Origin of the sequence: Acinetobacter sp. Ag2 (assembly GCF_001005515.1) — a bacterium.
In the GTDB taxonomy this organism is placed as follows: domain Bacteria; phylum Pseudomonadota; class Gammaproteobacteria; order Pseudomonadales; family Moraxellaceae; genus Acinetobacter; species Acinetobacter bereziniae.
Genome location: NZ_LBNA01000058.1, coordinates 96150 through 114741, shown reverse-complemented (window position 1 = coordinate 114741; position 18592 = coordinate 96150). Strand labels below are relative to the sequence as shown.

At 37.0% G+C, this 18592-nt stretch carries 19 protein-coding genes; 5 read left to right on the top strand and 14 right to left on the bottom strand.

Annotated elements, in window-relative coordinates; genetic code table 11:
* Position 1 precedes the first annotated feature (1 nt).
* The 3 genes from AAV97_RS18520 (at position 2) to AAV97_RS18510 (ending at position 3883) form a co-directional block, all read left to right on the top strand.
* Positions 2 to 970: a CobW family GTP-binding protein gene (locus AAV97_RS18520; RefSeq protein WP_046761381.1), complete on the top strand. Its 969-nt coding sequence runs from the start codon at positions 2 to 4 to the stop codon at positions 968 to 970.
* A 263-nt stretch (positions 971 to 1233) separates the two neighbouring features.
* Positions 1234 to 2463, top strand: coding sequence for a carbohydrate porin (locus tag AAV97_RS18515; protein WP_046761380.1), 1230 nt, complete (start codon positions 1234 to 1236; stop codon positions 2461 to 2463).
* Positions 2464 to 2692: 229 nt separating this feature from the next.
* On the top strand, positions 2693 to 3883 hold the full coding sequence (locus AAV97_RS18510; protein WP_005030992.1) for an ABC transporter substrate-binding protein: 1191 nt from the start codon (positions 2693 to 2695) through the stop codon (positions 3881 to 3883).
* Positions 3884 to 3910: 27 nt separating this feature from the next.
* Here AAV97_RS18510 and AAV97_RS18505 read toward each other — a convergent pair whose 3' ends face one another.
* From AAV97_RS18505 to AAV97_RS18465, 9 genes are all read right to left on the bottom strand, one after another.
* Positions 3911 to 4915, bottom strand: coding sequence for a GntR family transcriptional regulator (locus tag AAV97_RS18505; protein ID WP_005030994.1), 1005 nt, complete (start codon positions 4913 to 4915; stop codon positions 3911 to 3913).
* A 271-nt stretch (positions 4916 to 5186) separates the two neighbouring features.
* Complete coding sequence (locus AAV97_RS18500) at positions 5187 to 6503, bottom strand: carbohydrate porin (RefSeq protein ID WP_046761379.1); 1317 nt, start codon at positions 6501 to 6503, stop codon at positions 5187 to 5189.
* 90 nt (positions 6504 to 6593) lie between these two features.
* Positions 6594 to 7823, bottom strand: coding sequence for an L-fucose:H+ symporter permease (fucP, locus tag AAV97_RS18495; RefSeq protein ID WP_046761378.1), 1230 nt, complete (start codon positions 7821 to 7823; stop codon positions 6594 to 6596).
* A 25-nt stretch (positions 7824 to 7848) separates the two neighbouring features.
* On the bottom strand, positions 7849 to 8184 hold the full coding sequence (locus AAV97_RS18490; protein WP_046761377.1) for an L-rhamnose mutarotase: 336 nt from the start codon (positions 8182 to 8184) through the stop codon (positions 7849 to 7851).
* Between the two features lie 29 nt (positions 8185 to 8213).
* A complete protein-coding gene (locus tag AAV97_RS18485; protein WP_046761376.1) occupies positions 8214 to 8996 on the bottom strand; it encodes an SDR family oxidoreductase in 783 nt (260 codons plus the stop codon).
* A gap of 35 nt (positions 8997 to 9031) precedes the next feature.
* A complete protein-coding gene (locus AAV97_RS18480) occupies positions 9032 to 9856 on the bottom strand; it encodes an amidohydrolase family protein (protein WP_046761375.1) in 825 nt (274 codons plus the stop codon).
* Between the two features lie 230 nt (positions 9857 to 10086).
* Positions 10087 to 11364 carry an L-fuconate dehydratase gene (locus tag AAV97_RS18475; RefSeq protein ID WP_004827672.1) on the bottom strand — a complete coding sequence of 426 codons (1278 nt, stop codon included), beginning with the start codon at positions 11362 to 11364 and terminating at the stop codon, positions 10087 to 10089.
* A 112-nt stretch (positions 11365 to 11476) separates the two neighbouring features.
* Positions 11477 to 12319 carry a fumarylacetoacetate hydrolase family protein gene (locus tag AAV97_RS18470; protein WP_046761374.1) on the bottom strand — a complete coding sequence of 281 codons (843 nt, stop codon included), beginning with the start codon at positions 12317 to 12319 and terminating at the stop codon, positions 11477 to 11479.
* 26 nt (positions 12320 to 12345) lie between these two features.
* A complete protein-coding gene (locus AAV97_RS18465) occupies positions 12346 to 13098 on the bottom strand; it encodes an SDR family oxidoreductase (RefSeq protein ID WP_009585768.1) in 753 nt (250 codons plus the stop codon).
* A gap of 128 nt (positions 13099 to 13226) precedes the next feature.
* Between AAV97_RS18465 and AAV97_RS18460 the strand changes: the two genes are divergently transcribed.
* Positions 13227 to 13949, top strand: coding sequence for a FadR/GntR family transcriptional regulator (locus AAV97_RS18460; RefSeq protein WP_009585687.1), 723 nt, complete (start codon positions 13227 to 13229; stop codon positions 13947 to 13949).
* Positions 13950 to 14396: 447 nt separating this feature from the next.
* Here AAV97_RS18460 and AAV97_RS18455 read toward each other — a convergent pair whose 3' ends face one another.
* Positions 14397 to 14822 (bottom strand): SMI1/KNR4 family protein, encoded by a 426-nt coding sequence (locus tag AAV97_RS18455; RefSeq protein WP_322842839.1) that lies wholly within the window; start codon positions 14820 to 14822, stop codon positions 14397 to 14399.
* Positions 14823 to 15552: 730 nt separating this feature from the next.
* Here AAV97_RS18455 and AAV97_RS18450 point away from each other — a divergent pair.
* The gene (locus tag AAV97_RS18450; protein WP_046761373.1) at positions 15553 to 15978 is read left to right on the top strand and encodes a hypothetical protein; all 426 of its coding nucleotides are present in this window, start codon (positions 15553 to 15555) and stop codon (positions 15976 to 15978) included.
* Between the two features lie 155 nt (positions 15979 to 16133).
* Here the strand turns inward: AAV97_RS18450 and AAV97_RS20705 are convergent, their stop codons facing one another.
* From AAV97_RS20705 to AAV97_RS18430, 4 genes are all read right to left on the bottom strand, one after another.
* Positions 16134 to 17228 (bottom strand): hypothetical protein, encoded by a 1095-nt coding sequence (locus tag AAV97_RS20705; RefSeq protein ID WP_052945883.1) that lies wholly within the window; start codon positions 17226 to 17228, stop codon positions 16134 to 16136.
* A gap of 245 nt (positions 17229 to 17473) precedes the next feature.
* The gene (locus AAV97_RS18440; protein ID WP_046761372.1) at positions 17474 to 17842 is read right to left on the bottom strand and encodes a hypothetical protein; all 369 of its coding nucleotides are present in this window, start codon (positions 17840 to 17842) and stop codon (positions 17474 to 17476) included.
* Entirely contained in the window at positions 17843 to 18349 is a 507-nt protein-coding gene (locus AAV97_RS18435) for a lysozyme (protein ID WP_046761448.1), read from the bottom strand. It lies immediately after the preceding gene.
* Positions 18333 to 18566: a holin gene (locus AAV97_RS18430; protein ID WP_046761371.1), complete on the bottom strand. Its 234-nt coding sequence runs from the start codon at positions 18564 to 18566 to the stop codon at positions 18333 to 18335. Before AAV97_RS18430 ends, AAV97_RS18435 begins: the two co-directional genes overlap by 17 nt.
* Positions 18567 to 18592 lie beyond the last annotated feature (26 nt).

Here is an 18592-nt window from a genome sequence, read left to right as displayed (position 1 = left end):
TATGACGATACCTGTGCATATTGTGACTGGTTTTTTAGGCAGTGGAAAAACCACGTTGATAAAAAAATTACTGACACAAACACAAAATGACAGCACGATCGTTTTAATTAATGAATTGGGTGAAGTCGGCATTGATCATCTGTTGGTACAAACAGTGGCTGAGAATACCTATTTGCTCGCCAATGGTTGTATGTGTTGCAGTGTTTTAACCGATTTAAAAGACAGCTTGTTAAAACTCTTACAACAACGTAAACAGGGAGAGATTCCAGATTTTAAGCGTGTCATTATTGAAACCACAGGTTTAGCTAATCCAGCAGCGATTTTAAATACAATTCATCATGATACACATATTAAAAATCAGTTTTATGTACATGGCTTAAGTACGGTTGTTGATGCCGAGTTAGGTCATTTACAGGCTAGGTTGCATCCAGAATGGTTAACCCAAGTCGTTGCTGCACATCAGATTATTTTGAGTAAGACTGATCGGGTTGATCTTTCAACACAACAGCTTTTATCTGAGAAAATCCAACAGCTTCACCCTGAAGTGAATATTCAATCCATCAATCAAATTGATTGCGTTGATGACATTTTTTCTCAAGATTTAGCGCAGCAGCAACATCTTTCACGACCGCAATTTTTTCTAAAAACTCAACAAGATCAGCATGCAATGACTCAAAGTTGCGTGCTGGAATGGACAACAAAACTGGATTGGATGGTATTCGGACTATGGATAAATCTATTACTTAAACAATATGGTGAAAATATTCTACGGATAAAAGGGATTTTAAACTTAACTGAATTTGACCAACCTGTTTTGATTCACGGCGTACAACACTGTTTATACCCACCAGAGCATTTAGCCCAATGGCCGTGGGAAGATCACTATTCACGTATTGTCATGATCGTGAGACATGTTGATCTTGAACAGATAAAAAAGTCATTTCAAATTTTTATGGAAAAGCTGAACTAAGTTAATTACGAAAACCTTCAAACTTCTGTGTTTTTAAAACATGGAACAGGATTTCTATGCCTACATTTAACTAAAAATATTTTCTCAGCCTTCAATTTTTAAATTTTTTATGAGGATTTATCAAAACTTGCAAAGATAAATACAGCAATGATCAAGGAGTCATCATGAACTAGAACAATTCAAAAAGTAGGGATACTGAGCTTTTAAAGCTTCTGTTTTTTTGCCGAAAAAAACATGAATTACTAAAAAATATGGAGTAAAAAATGAAAAAAATCGTATGGATGATGGCATTCGCAGGATTATCATCAACATCATCAATTTATGCAAAAAATGCTTTTGCAAGTGACAGCCCATGGATGTTGGGCGATGGACAAGGTCAACGTACAGCTTTAATTGAAAAAGGCTATGATTTTGGCATAAGTTATACGGGTCAAGGTGCAACTGTACTTGATACCCAAATCAGTAGTGAAAAAGACTCGGCTTATGCAGATCAATGGAGCTTTTTGGGAAATTTTGACTTAAATAAAATTTTGGATTGGAACGATACTGAAGCGTTGATCAATATTACTTATCGCTCAGGTCAGCAAGTTGAAAATAAGTCACAGGTGTTGTCTCCACATATCAGTCAAGTTCAAGAAGTGTATGGTCGAGGACAAACATGGCGTTTAACGGACTTATGGATTAAAAAGAAATTCTTCGACCAGAAGTTAGATGTAAAAATCGGACGATTTGGTGAAGGAGAAGACTTTGCCAGTTTTGATTGTGAATTTCAAAATCTTGCTCTATGTGCAGGTCAAATTGGACATTGGTCAGGAGATCAATGGTATAACGGTCCTGTAAGCCAATGGGCAACTCGTGTTAAATGGAATATCTCTCCAAATTTATCAGCGCAAGTTGGTGTCTATGAATACAATCCTGAAAATCTAAAAAGAAGCAAAGGCTTTAACCTGAGTACAGATGGTTCCAAGGGCGCACTGCTTCCAATAGAGCTGATTTGGAAACCTGAAAATTTAATTCAAAACTTGGCTGGTGAATATCGTTTAGGTTATTACTACAGCACAGCTGATGTAACAAACGTGCAAATCCAAAACGATAGTAAAGAACATAAGAACGGGACTTGGATTTCAGCCAAGCAACAGTTAACAAGCCATGCTGGCGATGTAAATCGAGGTTTAACATTGATGGGGCAAGTTGCTGTTTATGACAATAAAACCAGTATTTTTAATGATGCAGAAACACTTGCTGTGACTTATAAAGGTCTATTTGATCAGCGTAAACAAGATGAAATTGGGCTAGGTATATCACGAATTGCTGTCGACAGTCGGCAAAATCCCCATTTGAATAACGAGATCAATGCTGAATTGTATTATAGTCTGCTCGCAACACCGTGGCTTAAAGTGCGCCCCAACCTGCAATATATTGACCGTATTGGCGCAAATAAAAATCAGGGTGATGCCTGGGTAGCTGGGTTAAAGTTTAATCTAAACTTTTAACATGGCTTCAACAGCACTCCACCAAGTTAAAACGTAGTGACTTCTATACACTACGTTTTAACTTAAAGCTAAGTTATAGTCAGCAAAAGCCTGTGATTTACAAAAAAGTAAAATCAGCATATACAATACTTAAGCTTGATCATGATGATCAGTTCTAAGGGTTTTAAATCATATTTTTGGTTTAAAGACAACTTTTGTAATGGTCGTTTGTCCCTAAAAAAGCAGGATAATGCATACTTTGAAAACATCATCTAAACCGACTTTAAGGGTCTTAGGTACTTCAGTCACCCTAATTGAAGCAATAAGAAAACAAGCTGAAATAGATCTTGGTTTTGATATTGAATATCAAATTCACGACCCTCAAACCGCACAACGTATTGCAGTATTAAATCCAGATCAATATGACCTTTATGATCAATGGTTCCATAATATTGATTTTGTTTGGCCAGTCAGGTCCATTCAGCCCATAGAAATTAAGAAAATTCACCGCTGGGATGAAGTCAATGATTTAGCAAAGAAAGGAACTTTACTTGCTGATCAACCGTTGGCAAAAGGTGGCGTTCCAAGTCAACGATTATATGTACAAAAAGATGGTACGTTGAGTAGTCAGGAATCTGAATATATCAGCATGCTTCCCCTTACCCACAATGTAGACAGTTTTATTTATTTTCCAAAATTTTTACCTAAAAACTTACATGATCAACCCGAAAGTTGGGCATGGCTATTAGAGCAAAATTGGAATGGTTGTGTCACGGTACAAAACGATGCTGCGATTGGTGCACTCGATTTAGCAATGGCAGTACAGGGTTCGGGTCAATTGCAGTTTAAAGATATCGGTAATTTATCTTTATCTGAAATTGATCAATTGACTTCAATCTTACTTGAGCTTAAACAGCAACAACATTTCAAAGATTTTTGGGCTGATGATGCACATGCTTATAATTTAATTGTCGATCAAAATATTCATATCGGCAGTTTATGGTACCCCGCACTGATCAAATTACTAAAAGCAAAACGAGATTTTAAAATTGCAAAACCTGTAGAAGGATACCGTGCTTGGTTTGGCGGATTGGCATTATCTCGAAATCTGCAGGGGCAAATGAAAGATCATGCTTATGCGTATCTCAACTGGTGGCTTGATGGTTGGGCAGGTGCCATGATGGCAAGACAAGGCATGTATATTTCCAATCCACTGCGAGCACGAGAATATTTAAGCTCGGCTGAATGGGATTTTTGGTATATGGGTAAACCTGCTGCAGAAGCGTTAATGGGAATTGATCAACAACCTTTAATCAAAAAAGGCATGCTACGCCAAGGCGGTTCCTATATAGAAAGAATGGGGCATATCGGAGTCTGGAATTCTGTCATGGATGAACACAACTACTTAGTCAGAAAATGGAAAAACTTGATGCAACACTAGGCTAGGATTGCTATTCCATTTAAATGATTAGGAAATTCTTTCTAGATACGGAGGAATATTCGGTTCAGGAATAATTGAAAAGACTTTTAAATATTCAACCGAACGCTTTTTTGCATTAATCAAATGCTTTTCTAAATATTCCAAGCCTTGATCTATCGAGCCACACAACAAGGCTTCTAGAATTGCGTTATGTTCTTCTAACATCAACTCATAATTGCTCAGATGAATCGCATCATGGATCACTCGGCTAATCAAAATAGAGCTCTGCGCATTGTATAAAATATTTGCCATTTTCTGATTATGCCACTTGATATTGCACAAGGTTTGATGCAGATCAGCTTCAATCTGTTGGATCAATGAGGCATTCACATCCTGTTTATGGGTTTGTGCATAGCGAATACGATTTAACATCTGCTGAATATCGTCATAAGAAATATGATGAATATTGGCTTTTAGCGCCAATGGTTCAAGAATTAAGCGCAGTTCATAGTTTTCGATTACGCTTTGTGCAGTTAATGGACCAGCAAGCCAATCTCCGTATGCCTCTTTTTCGACTAAGCCTTGTAAATGTAGACTTTTTAATGCCTCACGTACAACATTGCGCCCCACATTAAAATGCTCAGCAATGCGCTGTTCATCAAGTCGATAGTGTCCATGTAAAATAATATAAGATATGCATTGATACAGCTCATCATAGACTTTATCGCTTAATAAACGGGTATCAATAATGTCTTCATCAGATGCTAGCCCCAATAATTCTCGTGTGATCTCCAGTCTAATCGGTTCAATATCATTTGATTGTTCTGGGTTAACCAAATAGCCTCGACCTTCAAAACGTGAAATTAATTGTTGATCAAATAAAAGTTGTAATGCCTTACGAACAGGAACACGGCTGGTATTAAAAATATTCGAGAGCGGTCCTTCTAACAGAACAACACCAGTAGAAAGCGTATGACTGCGAATCACATTTTGCAAAGTCTCAAAAATACTTTGATAGCGTGAATTTGCCTGAGAAAATGTTTGAGCCGTCATAACAGGATATACAATTTAAAGTGGACTGGAATCTAGTAAATCATAATTTACACCAATAATGATCAAGCTGGGCAATGTGATCAAAACAATTTTAGAAAACAATGACTCAGATTCCATTGGCTTTCATGTTATATCTTAAAAGGTCAATATAGCCAAATATAAAAATTCATATGGCGTAACAAAAGAAAAAGTTACCTATTTTAATCACAACGCTATGATTCAAGGTAACTTTTCTATTTTCAATAACAACAAAATTTAAAGTATTGCAGCATTAGAAATTCATATTAAATTTTACGCCACCTATCCATGCATCACCATAGGCTTTATTGGCACCAATATTTTTGACATATTGAATATTTGGACGCACTGTTAACCAAGGAGCGGCTTTTAAGCCATAATAAATTTCTGCATCCAACTCATCATCAAACTTTTCATTATTGACTTTGCCTTTAAATTTTATTGCATCTGTATTTACACCGATCCTCGCTAAACCGATTCCAATTTCATCGCTTGGACGAGCATCAAATAATCCCTTGTAGACCACTGCAATATTTTGCGCATCACTATAGGCACTGGTTTTATCATCATAAAATGTCGCTTGTCCCATCAAGGTCAAACCACGAGATTCATCGCCGTGGTGACGAGTCAATTGCTGCTTTGCTGAAAGCCAAGCCGCCCATTTATGATTATCAGCATCAAACTTTTGGGAAATTCCCGGAACTGAATAATCCACCTGTACATTCTGTGTATCCACAGTACTGGTAAAGTAACCAAGTCGGTATTCTCCCGGCAAACTTAAATTTGCACTGGTTTTTTTCGGTTGCCAGACAATTTCCAAAGGAATCACAGCACCATCTGAACCATCAGTACTTAAATTAAAACCATCACTTGCCGTAGTCGCATTGGCGTTAACAGTATTGCGTTCGTATATTCCCATTTGAACGGCTAATTCTGGATGAATATTGTATTTAACTCGCCCTGCCCATTGGCTCACAGGACCGTTGTACCATTGATCTCCAGCCCAGTTTGCAACCTGACCACCACATAAAGCAAGGTTTTGAAATTCACAATCAAATCCAGCAAAGTCTTCACCAATACCAAAGCGTCCCAACTTGATATCCAAACGCTGATCAACAAATTTCTTTTTAATCCAGAGGTCAGTTAAACGCCAAGTTTGACCTCGACCATATACTTCTTGCGTCTGGTTAAATTGTGGCGCCATGACATCGGCTTCAGTATTGAGTGCTTTTCCACCACGATGGGTGATGACAATTTTTGCTTCTGTATCACGCCACCCCAATATCTTATTTAAATCAAAGTTTGCGCCAAAAGCCCATTGATCTGCATAAGCATTGCCCTTGCCATCACGATCAGCATTCATAACACCTGCAAACTCACCTGTATACCCCACATTAAAGTCATAGCCTTGATCTTTTAACTGGGTTCTTTTACCGTTCCAATCTCCAAACATCCATGGGCTATCTACACGAAAAGCATCTGCTGCGATTGTAGCGTTCATCGTTAACCCACTTGATAATGCAAGGATTGTGAGTTGTACTTTTCTACGACTTCCATTTTGAATTTTCATGATATTGTCCTTAATGATCTTATCTTCGCCCTTATGATTAAATGGCGGTTTTCTCTTATTTATCGCGTTCAATGCGATAAAATTCGGTTATTAATTGACTTGTGCCAGTGTGATTTTTTGGTAGCTTTTCGCATAAAAAATTACGATTAGGAAGCAGATCAATGGCAATACATAGGCAATGTGTGTTCCATAGTGATCAGCCAATTTCCCCATGAAAAAAGGCATAATGGCACCGCCCACAATCGCCATGATCATAAATGAGCTACCAATTTTTGTTTTAGATCCGAGATTCTTAACACCCATCGCAAAAATGGTCGGGAACATAATCGACATAAAGAAAAAGATACCAATCGCTGCGATTACTGAAATATATTCAGCGCCAGATAAAATCACGACACACAGCACACTGTTAATTACGGCATAAATCAACAACAAATGATTCGCGGAGATTTTGGACATGATGCCAGTGCTGACAAATCGCCCGATCAAAAAAGCCAGCATGGCAATAGATAAGAAATATGCGCCTTGTTGGCTTGAGCTCTGTGGCCAAGTTTCGACCACCAAGTTAATAAAAAATGCACCCACGCCAACCTGTGCGGCGACATAGAAAAACAGCGTAATAACACCAAATTTAAATTCTGAATGTGACCACATCGATGCACTATTATTTTGAAGATTGGCTGCATCCAATTTCGCTTCGTTTTCACGTAGATCAGGCAGTTTTGCTTTAGCAAAAAATACAATCAAAACAATAACAATTGCAGCAATACCGACATAGGTATAGGTCACAGCATCAAAACTTGCAGTACTGTCACCTTCAACCGAATTAAAGAAGAACAAACCACCAATCAACGGGCCAAAAAATTGTCCCAAGCCATTAAATGATTGAGATAAATTAAGCCGCTGTTCAGCAGTCGACGGATCTCCCAATGCAGATGAGTAAGGATTTGCAGCCGTTTCCAAACATCCTAATCCTAGAGCCAGTACAAATAATGCAAATAGGAAAAAGCTAAATGTCATCATATTAGCCGCAGGAACAAAGAGCAGCGCCCCGATTGCATAAAGGGAAAGACCGAGAATAATCCCTGCTTTATAGCCTCTTTTTTCAATAAATAAACCTGCAGGTAGAGCAATCACAAAATAGGCACCAAAATAAGCAGCCTGAATCAGCCCCGATTGTGCTTTGGAAATGTGCAGAGCTTCCTGAAAATGTTTATTTAAAACATCGACCAAACCATACGACAATCCCCACATAAAGAAGAGTGTCGTGACCAATATCAACCCCATCCTAAATTGGGGTTCTGTAATTTTTGCCTTCATGGCTGAATTCCTTATATCATTCGGATTATTGTTTTAGATCAAATATTTTTTCCATTTCGATCCATTTTTCACCAGGTTTTGCACTTGGCAGTACTTGCTGGTACTGCGACATCAAAGTTTCCCACTCAAGATTCTTCGGTTCTGAAACTGCAACACTTTGTGCTAGGTCAGGGTCATAATCGTCAGTGGTTTCCATAATCATAAAAAGGCGATTTTCGACTTGCCAAATCTGCATATCCAGCACACCACGATTGCGAATATTGGTGGTGATTTCTGGCCATACTTTTTGATGATACTGTTGATATTGCTGGATCTTTTCAGCATCGTTCACAAGGTCTAAAGCCAAACAATAGCGTTTCATCTTTCGCTCCAGTTTTCGGCATATCTGTCTTAATCTTGATCTAAGGCACGATCTAAATGGGTATAACCGCCATCAACATATAAAAGTTGTCCAGTGGTATGCGAGGAACGATCAGACAGTAAAAATACCGTGGTATCTGCAATTTCATGGGTCGACGTCATACGATGACCAAACGGAATATTTTGGGTAATTTGTGCTAATTTCTGGGTCGGGTTATCAAAGCTATCCACCCAACGTTGATACAGTGGTGTCATGACTTCAGCAGGTAAAACCGCATTGACCCTCACCCCATCATCTTTAAATTGCGCAGCCCACTCTCGTGTCAAAGCCAATCGACCGCCATTTGCTGCTGCATAACCACTGGTATGTCCCTGCCCTGTGACTGCAACTTTAGAGCCGATATTGACGATGCTGCCTTTGCTTTGTTTGAGATGCGGTATGCAAAAGTGCGCCATTGTAAAATAATGAATCAGGTTTTTATCTAAGGACTTTCTAAACGCATCAATACTGTCTTCAAGTCCGACATTGTCATTTATTCCAGCATTGTTGACTAAGCCATCTAGACGTCCATATAAATCAATAACCTTCTGAACGTTTTCTTGGCAGGCTTTTTCATCGGTCAAGTCCAGTTGATGAAAGGAGTAGTTCGTCTGTGTTTCCTGTAAAGATGCTTCGAATTCTGAACTCAGGGCTGAACGACCAAAAATGGCAACCGTTGCACCCTCTTGTGCCAGTAATAATGAAATTGCCCCACCAATTCCGGCACCACCACCTGTAACGATAAAGACTTTATTTTTGAGGTGTAAATCCATCTTTCCTATCTCCTACATTTAAAATCTTTTAAATTTCATAGCTTATATAAGCGTTTAGGTGTATCTGTTTCGACTTGTTTACGTTCTGAGTCACTCCAGTTGCGTGTCCATTCATCCCAAAATGCCAACAATGTGTCATAGCGATGGGTCGCAAAAGAAACAGGCCAATCCGATCCCCAAAGCAAGCGTTCAGGACCAAAGAGTTCTAAGGCAATATCAAGGTGGGCTTGAAAATCTTGTGCTTTGCAGTGTGCACCCGCCTCTGTCACCAAACCTGAAATTTTGCAGTTCACATGTGCTAATGCGGCTAATTCTTTCATGTTCTTTTTCCACACAGTAAAACCATCACTGGAATAGATCTGTGGCTTGGCTAAATGATCAATCACCAACGCATATTGATCATGTCGTTGGGAAAATTTTACGGCTGCATCCAAATCTTTCTGATGAATCAAAACACCATAAAGCAACTCAGCTTGCTGAATTTTTTCTACGCCCAGATTAAATTGGTGGTTGTTCAACATATAGGCTGTAGGATCAGGCTCATCTTGAAGCATGTGACGAAAGCCTTTTATCCGCTTATTTTGTTTGAATTTTTCCAACTGCATTTCAGCGTCTTTTTTAAAATCAAACCATGCCACAATGCCTTTGATAATCGAATGTTGCTCTGCCAGTCCATTCAGATATTCATTTTCCTCCCAAGACGGTCTTGCCTGAACAGCGATCAAACCTTCTATTCTGGCAGGCAATTGCATGAACAAATCTTCAGGAGACATGTCTTTTGCAATGGCGCTTAAATCATCCGTCATCCAAGGGAATTCAACTGGATTGTATTTCCAAAAATGAATATGGCTATCAATCACTTATATACTCCTTGTGGCTTTATGCAGTTTCATTCTTTTCTCAATGGATGAACTGTAAAATCATCCTTAAAAACTCATCCACGATAAAACCACAAATCAGCGCGTTTTACTTTGTGAATCATGCCCTGTGATACTAGAGTCTAACTCTCGTGTATCAGGCTGATCTCACCGTATTTGCATGCTACATTCCTTTAGCATGAATCACTTTTGTCACTGAAAAATTCAGCCTATCAGCCCTTAAATCTATATTTCTCAATAGATGCTGGCTTCATTTCAATTGAGAAGCCTGCAAGAGTTGGAGGCATATAAGCTGCATTTTGAATCACACAAGGATCGATAAAGTGCTCATGCAAATGGTCCACGTATTCTGTGACACGACCTTCTTTTGAGGTTGAGAACCATAAATAATCAATCATAGAAAGATGCTGAACATATTCACACAGCCCTACGCCACCTGCATGCGGACAAACTTTGAGTTTGTATTTTGCTGCCATGAGCAATACTGCTAGCACTTCATTGATTCCACCCATGCGACAAGCATCAATTTGAACAATATCAATCGCTTCACGCATAATAAATTGTTTAAACATGATGCGATTCTGGCACATTTCACCTGTCGCCACTTGAATCGGCTGAATCGCAAATCGGATTGCACGATGCGCTTCGACATCATCGGGTGAAGTCGGTTCCTCAATAAACCATGGATTGGAAAATGCCAGTTGCTTCACCCACTCAATGGCTTGCTCACGTTCCCAAATCTGATTGGCATCAATCATTAAGTGACGATCAGGACCAATGATCTCACGTGCAATTTTGACCCGACGTTTATCTTCCTCAACATCGCGACCTACTTTTAATTTGATATAGTTAAAGCCTTCATCCACAGCCTCTTGGCAAAGTCGCGCAAGTTTTTCATCGCTATACCCCAACCAACCTGCTGAAGTCGTATAACAAGGATAACCTTCTAAAAGTAAAGTTTTCTCACGTTGCGCTTTACCAATTTCATTCGACTTTAATAAGTCCAAAGCTTCATCAGGCGTGATACAGTCAGTTAAATAACGAAAATCAATACAGTTTACTAATTGTTCAGGGGTCATATCCGCAACCAGTTTCCAAACCGGTTTAGCTTCACTTTTTGCCCATAAATCCCAAATCGCATTTACCACTGCGCCAGTCGCTAGATGCATCGCACCCTTGTCTGGTCCAATCCAACGGAGTTGACTATCTGAAGTTAAATGTCGCCACATCAAGGCAGGATTTTTCTTAATCTCATCAATATCTAGACCAACCACCAGATGGCGCATCGCTTCAATTGCTGCACAGCAGATTTCATTACCACGACCAATGGTAAATGTGAGACCATGTCCTGTCAGCGCTGGACGATCCGTTTTTAAGATGACATAGGCAGCTGAATAATCTGGATCTGGATTCATCGCATCTGAACCATCCAATTGCTGTGAAGTGGGGAAACGAATATCCAATACTTCTAAATCCGTTATCTTTAACATTCCTATTCCTTTTTAAATGCTGAGCTTTTTTAAAGACAAGTCTTCCTAAGGCATCGAATTTAAATGCCTTGTTTGTGTAACTTAAAATTAAATCTATTCAGATAAATCTGGCTTATTCAGCATTCACAACTTTCTGTTGTTGTTCGCCTAATCCCTCAATACCCAATCGCATCACTTGCCCTGCTTTTAAATACACAGGTGGCTTTTGCCCAAGCCCTACACCAGGTGGCGTACCCGTAGAGATCACATCACCGGCCTGTAAACTCATAAACTGGCTTAAATAACTCACAATGGTGGGTATATCAAAAATCATGGTATTGGTATTGCCATCTTGATAACGATGACCATCCACCTCTAACCAAATTTTTAACTGATGTGGATTTTCGATCTCATCCTTGGTCACGAGCCATGGACCTGTTGGACCAAAAGTGTCGCAACCTTTGCCTTTGTCCCAAGTCCCTGTGCCTTCAAGCTGAAATGCGCGCTCTGAAACGTCATTAATCACACAATAACCTGCAACATAGTCCATTGCCTGTTCTTTACTGATGTAACGACCATCTTTAGCAATAACGACACCCAACTCAACTTCCCAATCGGTTTTGAATGAATGCTTTGGTATTTCCACATCATCATTTGGTCCAACCACTGCACTGGTCCATTTATTGAAAACCACTGGTTCAGCAGGAACTTCTGCACCTGTTTCCGCGGCATGATCAGAATAATTCAAACCAATACAGATAAATTTACCAATATTACCCACACATGCACCAAGGCGCACATCCTCGGCAACCAAAGGCAGGCTCGATACATCAAGATTTCGAATCTTATCTAACTCGGTGGCGAGCACCTGACCATTGATGTCTTGAACCACTGAAGACAAATCCCGAATTTGTCCCTGTGGGTCTAAGATTCCTGGCTTTTCTTGTCCTTTTACACCATATCTTAATAATTTCATTGTTCTATCCTAGATCTGTTTGAAAATTAATTTGACCAACCACCATCAATCATATTGATGGTTCCAGTTGTGAATGAGGATTCATCACTTGCCAGATAAAGCGCTAATGCGGCTATTTCTTCCGCTTTACCAACTCTACCCATCGGTTGGCGAGCAACAAACTGAGCATAGACTTCATCAATGGTTTTATTTTGCTCTTTGGCTTGGGTTTCAATACGATCATGTAGTGATGGAGAGTCTACAGTTCCCGGACAGATCGCATTGCAACGAATCCCTTGACCGATAAAATCTGCTGCGATCGATTTGGTCATACCAATAACTGCAGCTTTAGTGACACTATAAGAAAAGCGATTCGGTACACCTTTAATACTTGATGCCGCAGATGACATATTGATGATTGAGGCATTGGCACTTTTTAACATTGTGGGTAAAAAAGCCTGAATCATGTGGTACATCGAATCGACATTCATCGTAAAAGCACGCTGCCATTGTGTTTCATCACATTCTAAGATTGAACCTGCAGGAACCCAACCAGCACAATTGAACAACACATCAACTTGCTGATATTTTTTTGAAAATTCAATAATTTGCTGACGATTAGTAATATCTAAATATTCCACTTGAATATTGTCAGAATGGCTTTTGAGTTCTTCAAGCAGTTCTAAATTAATGTCCGTAGCAATGACCTTTGCGCCTTCTTTTGCAAAGCTTAATGCAGTGGCTCTACCAATTCCCTGAGCAGCTGCTGTAATCACACACGTTTTATTTATCAATCTCATTCCTTCGTCCCTGCTTTTTACTTTATACTATGGTAAATGCTAAATTGACTAGACCAATTAATTGGTCTAGTCAATTTAATTAATCAAAAGTGTTTTGGCAAGACCAATTTTTGTAAAAGTTGAAATTTATGACTCAAACTCGTCTCTATCAAAATATCTTTAATAAGATTCAAGATGATATAAAGAATGGAATTTATCAGTTAGGTTCAAAGTTACCGCCTGAACGCGATCTTGCGCAGCAGTTAGGTGTAAGTCGTACCTCAGTACGTGAAGCAATCATTGCACTTGAGGTGAATGGAATTGTTGAAGTAAAACTGGGGAGTGGTGTCTATGTCATTAAAGATCAACAAGATCAGGCTTTAGAACAAACGGGTTTTAATACCAATATACATCCTTTGCTGATTCCTCATTTAAAAGAAGATTCCGCGGTTACGCCATTTGAAGTCTTAGAAGCCCGTTTGCAGATTGAGCCCTATCTTGCAGAACTGGCAGCAAAGCATCGTACGGATGAACAATTAGAAGAGATTAAAGAAGCATTTTTTATGAATGTTCGAGATAATCTGGAACATTCTAGCGAGCATATTGGTGATCGTTTATTTCATATTCGTATTGCTGAAGCGAGTCAAAATAGCGCTTTTTCTTTTTTTCTGAAATATTTGCTCGGGAAACAATATACCGAGCTGTTCAGTCGTATGCGTAGTTTATATACCCCTGAAGATATGCCATTAAGATCTCAGCATGAACATCAAGAAATCATGGCAGCAATCCAGAGCCAAGATGGAGCAGCGGCATATAAAGCCATGCAAAAACATTTGCAGAATGTCATCAATATCTTTTCAAGGAAGGTTTAGGTTAAATGTATTGATTGATACTTCCGTAATCAAATTTTGTGTGGTTGATATGATCTGAATGATAAAAGAAATACTATTTTCTTCCGTCATTGTAAATCACTGTTGCACAAAACTTGTTCATGATATTTAAAAATCAGTTACGGAGGTTATATTTATAAAGGCAACAGTTGAACATCTACTTGTTTAGTTCATTTCAATTCTCTTGATCAAAGAAAAGATTTGACTGAATTTAAATTGCTGTAGGGTTGGTAGTTGTTTTAAAATCTATCTATATAGCTTATTTTATGAATTATTACTGATTAAATTAAGAGTAATACTATAGTAGCCTACCTATTATATTTTGCTGAATTTGCTCTTCATTCAAATTAAAGTCAATAAATCTTGCATTTTTTGTTGATGTTCTGACATAGTATTTTAATTGTTCAAGAAGAGTGCTTTTAGTTTTTTCTACACATCTATTCTCATCTTCATAATATCCCCAAATATAATCATCTTTATTATTTGTAAATAAATAATAAAAAAAAGTGAGCTCATTTTCTGAATAAAGATAAAATATTTTATTTTTACAGGATCTGCACTACTTGGGCATGACATATAATTTTCATCTTTTCTCTCATTAACTTGAAAGTTTTTAAAACTCAATGCCTGCCATCTGTGGCTATACATCGGAAAGTCATCCCCCCAAAGTAATCCTCCAGAACATTTACCCATTTGTAACAAAAACTCCTTAAACTGCCCATGTATATCTAAATTGCAATTTTTTCCAATTTCAGCGATTTCCTGCTCTGTATATCCTTTAACTTTTTCAGGAAAGAAAGGAATTTGAGTACCTTCAACCCTACAAAATGCTAACTCTTGTACAAAATTTATCATAAAAACAACCCATTATTAACCATGGTCAAACAGTTCAAATTAAATCAACTCTAAAAAAATGGAAACAATTAGTTTTAAAATAGAACAATTTAGGAGGGAAAACATAACCTTGCAGTTATTAAATTATCAAATAAATTTGGATATTCAATACCTTTAACGATTCAACTCGTTAAGTAATATCCAATATTCTCTCTATAAAGTAAAAAATATTCAATAAAATGATTTTTAATCCTTATAAAATTAAGCTTTTTAGCTAATTCATCCGTTCTCTTTGACCTTTTGTACTTACAGACATTTATTCATGACTACAACGGCATAAAAAATAACGCCAAATCTCATTTTTTAGCTTAAGAATACTTAGCAACATCATGACGTTAATTTATTTTACAAATTCTATCTTTTGAATATGACTATAGATTTTAAAATAAAGCACGTATAATCCGCACTCTGCTTTTTTCATCTTTTCAGGTTTACTTTATGTCTGAGCTCCAATCTCTAACTCCCCGTATTTCGGTCGCTCCGATGATGGATTGGACAGAAATACAATATTAAATAATATTTTTCAAACACTTAAATAAAAATAAAATAACTTGTTTGCATTTTAATTGCAGTTATTAATAGGATTTATTGACTGGATTACTCAATAGGACGACTTTTAAAGAATTATTTTTATAATTATTAAATAGAATTTAGGTTAAGATTATTCAAAATGTACCAATGAAATATTGATATGTCTGATAACCAAAACTTGCGAACTGAACTCTTCAAGCTAAACATAGCAATAAATGAAAAAACTAATTTCATGCTTCTGACAGCTACTACAGCCTCTATAGCTTTTGTATTGACTCAAATAAAAGGGTTAATTTGGACAAAGTTAATTTATCTACCCATGGGATCATTAATTTTACTTGGACTAAGTTTTCTTTTTGGTTGTAGAGCAATAAGTCATTTGGCAAAAATGTTAAAGATCAATGCAATGGCTTTACAAGATGAAATACCAAGCTACAGATCTCAAGCCGCATTCAATCAAGTCTACAATTTGCTTGTAAAAATTAATTATTCTGAAATACTCCAGCAGCTCACTTTCTTTAGTGGTGCCTTGGTTTATGCTATCTATATTTTCTTGGATATTTATTTAAAGTCCCATCCACAATAATAATTTTATAATTCAAGATGACGGGAGTTGAACCCGATTACATAATAAACAATAAAGCCTTATTATATTTATGGCTTTTTAAATCAATGAGTTAAAACATCTTAGATTGATAGTAAATCACTAGATCAAAATTATCTGTGGCAAAAAATGTGGCATCATTCGAATATTCTATAACTTAAATCAAATACCTTAGATGGGAGAAGCTTATTTAAAAACTGATTGTAGGGTGTAATATAAATTGGTTCAAATACTTCCTCATCAAAGGAGAAATTTATAATAAACTTATTACAATAATATTTATATAATTCACCAATATAATCACCAATAACACTATAAACTTTATTATTAAAAATAAAACCAACTATGTAATTATTGCTATCAATTATCAGATTATTATAAACAAAACCTTTTTCTTCAAACTCCAAATTAATAATTATTGGAACCTTCGTTCTAATTACTTCTGAAAATAATAAATTTAATTTTGCTGGTCTTCTAGGTATACCCCCAAATTCAAATACAGTTCCACATTTTTTTGCGGTGATTTTATCAAATGTAATATTAGATTTACCATTCTTTAATGTTAATATGCCATTTGAATCAACACTAATATTTGTACCTAAATAATTTGCATTCATTCTTACTATTTCAACGATTCCATCCGCTTCAATTTTTAAAATTAGGTCTATTGATCCTTTCTTAAATTTTATTTCAATTCTATTACTAACTCCCCTAATATCTGAGTCAGTTACTAGTCCATAAAAAGTATTTTTCTTAAGAAAACCTACTTTTTTACCTGTTGAATCATAAAATATAGAATTAAATTGAATTGGAGATTCATTACACTCTTTTTCAACCCAAATTAAAGGCTTACCATGTAAAATTAAAATTATTGGCGTATCTTCAAAGATAGAATTACCAACTTTTAATTTTACATCTTCAATACTTGGATAGTAAGTAGAGTGAGAATATTTATTTGATTTACAAAACGGATTTTTCTTAGCTTCCTTAACAAGTCTTTTAGGTAAGACTCTTCTAGTAACTTTATCGTGATGAAAACTACACAACAAAGCTATTTTATCAGGATGATGCTCAGTTGCTTCACAAAACAAAGGATCAATATGTTCATAATCGACTAAAATAGATCCACAAAAAATGCAACCATACCCATCACTTTGTCTAATTTTTCGCATTATATCTGCTGGAATATTTCTTGACAAACCATTTTTATTAGTTTTTGCATTTGGGTACATATTAATATCAGTTAATTTTTAAAATTGAATTAAGGAATAATGACCAAACAATCGTTATTTGGTCATTAGACTTTAGATTATATTTTGTGAAAAATAAAGTAATTTAAAATATTAAAATCTTATTCTTCACATCATTCAAAGCACTACACTCATTGTATTTGACAAGAGTATCAATAATCCATAGTGTAATTTCTTTACCCTGCCCTGACTCAAGTTTTAAAAGTTTAGGGCAAGGTATGATCAGATTAGCTGGAATCGTCGGAGATAAGTGAGCTGATGATGCGCAAGCCGTCATCATCAATACAAACGTTGTTATAAACAGGACGCTCAATGATCTTTTGCACTTCACGGGTAACTGTTTCGACTTTGATACGTTGTTCTGATTTAAGTTGCTCATAATCTGCGCTCACTTTGTTTATTTTGTTTTGTTTGTCGATTAATGCTTTTTGCTGATCATCTTTAAGTTTTTGAAGCTTAGCTGAGCATTTCTGTTCAGCTTCTTGAAGTTTTCCACTTAGATGATTTGTATATGCAATTTGCACCAGGTATAAAAAAATATAGACCGCAATTGCGATCCATTTTTTATATTTCCATAAGATTGTGGCTATCGGCATTTACTGCACCCCTATACATTTGTTATATCGGTCTTGTTGCCTTGTCCAAACGCCATAACAGCCATTAGATCGAACCGAACAATCACGCTTTGCAACGTATTTGTATTTAAGTAATGAAGCACATGCTTGTTTGTATTGCCCTGTTTTAAGATTTCTGAGCATTGATGAGCTATTCCAGTTTGCTTGTCCATAGTTGTAAACAAAATCGAGATATACGTCATATTCAGTCTGAGTAAGCTTCACACCATGCAATGATTTACGAAAAGCTACTTCATCTTTAGCGATGTGAGCTTTGGCAATTTGAACAGCTCGTTCTTTGGTAATCGGCTTATCAGTCATTTTAACTTTTGTGCCGTTTTCGTACTGAGTTGAACCTATCCCAATCGTTGCAACTTTTGCGCTATCTAAATATGGCTTTGGCTCATAGCCCTCATACTTAATTAATGACGTAAAAAAAGCAGCCGAAGCTGCCAGACCTACTACTATATATTTAGTCTTGTTCATAATCTTTCTCATGCATACGCTTGTTGTGTAATTGCTGATCACGCTGATCTTTGCGGTAAGCTGCCCATAGCTGAATGATTAAACCCACTACAGCACAAATTCCCCCTACAACGGCCATCCATTCGGTAGTAGATAATCCCCCATATATAACCATTGATCCCCCTGCTAAATTTGTTGCTAAACCGAATGATGCTGTGCTTGATGTTGCTGGTTCTGCCATGACCTATTGCTCCAGAAAATAAAAAA

Coding starts and splice junctions, on each gene's coding strand:
- AAV97_RS18520 (WP_046761381.1), top strand. CDS start 2: ATGACGATACCTGTGCATATTGTGACTGGTTTTTTAGGCAGTGGAAAA.
- AAV97_RS18515 (WP_046761380.1), top strand. CDS start 1,234: ATGAAAAAAATCGTATGGATGATGGCATTCGCAGGATTATCATCAACA.
- AAV97_RS18510 (WP_005030992.1), top strand. CDS start 2,693: ATGCATACTTTGAAAACATCATCTAAACCGACTTTAAGGGTCTTAGGT.
- AAV97_RS18505 (WP_005030994.1), bottom strand. CDS start 4,915: ATGACGGCTCAAACATTTTCTCAGGCAAATTCACGCTATCAAAGTATT.
- AAV97_RS18500 (WP_046761379.1), bottom strand. CDS start 6,503: ATGAAAATTCAAAATGGAAGTCGTAGAAAAGTACAACTCACAATCCTT.
- fucP (WP_046761378.1), bottom strand. CDS start 7,823: ATGAAGGCAAAAATTACAGAACCCCAATTTAGGATGGGGTTGATATTG.
- AAV97_RS18490 (WP_046761377.1), bottom strand. CDS start 8,184: ATGAAACGCTATTGTTTGGCTTTAGACCTTGTGAACGATGCTGAAAAG.
- AAV97_RS18485 (WP_046761376.1), bottom strand. CDS start 8,996: ATGGATTTACACCTCAAAAATAAAGTCTTTATCGTTACAGGTGGTGGT.
- AAV97_RS18475 (WP_004827672.1), bottom strand. CDS start 11,364: ATGTTAAAGATAACGGATTTAGAAGTATTGGATATTCGTTTCCCCACT.
- AAV97_RS18470 (WP_046761374.1), bottom strand. CDS start 12,319: ATGAAATTATTAAGATATGGTGTAAAAGGACAAGAAAAGCCAGGAATC.
- AAV97_RS18465 (WP_009585768.1), bottom strand. CDS start 13,098: ATGAGATTGATAAATAAAACGTGTGTGATTACAGCAGCTGCTCAGGGA.
- AAV97_RS18460 (WP_009585687.1), top strand. CDS start 13,227: ATGACTCAAACTCGTCTCTATCAAAATATCTTTAATAAGATTCAAGAT.
- AAV97_RS18455 (WP_322842839.1), bottom strand. CDS start 14,822: ATGATAAATTTTGTACAAGAGTTAGCATTTTGTAGGGTTGAAGGTACT.
- AAV97_RS18450 (WP_046761373.1), top strand. CDS start 15,553: ATGTCTGATAACCAAAACTTGCGAACTGAACTCTTCAAGCTAAACATA.
- AAV97_RS20705 (WP_052945883.1), bottom strand. CDS start 17,228: ATGTACCCAAATGCAAAAACTAATAAAAATGGTTTGTCAAGAAATATT.
- AAV97_RS18440 (WP_046761372.1), bottom strand. CDS start 17,842: ATGCCGATAGCCACAATCTTATGGAAATATAAAAAATGGATCGCAATT.
- AAV97_RS18430 (WP_046761371.1), bottom strand. CDS start 18,566: ATGGCAGAACCAGCAACATCAAGCACAGCATCATTCGGTTTAGCAACA.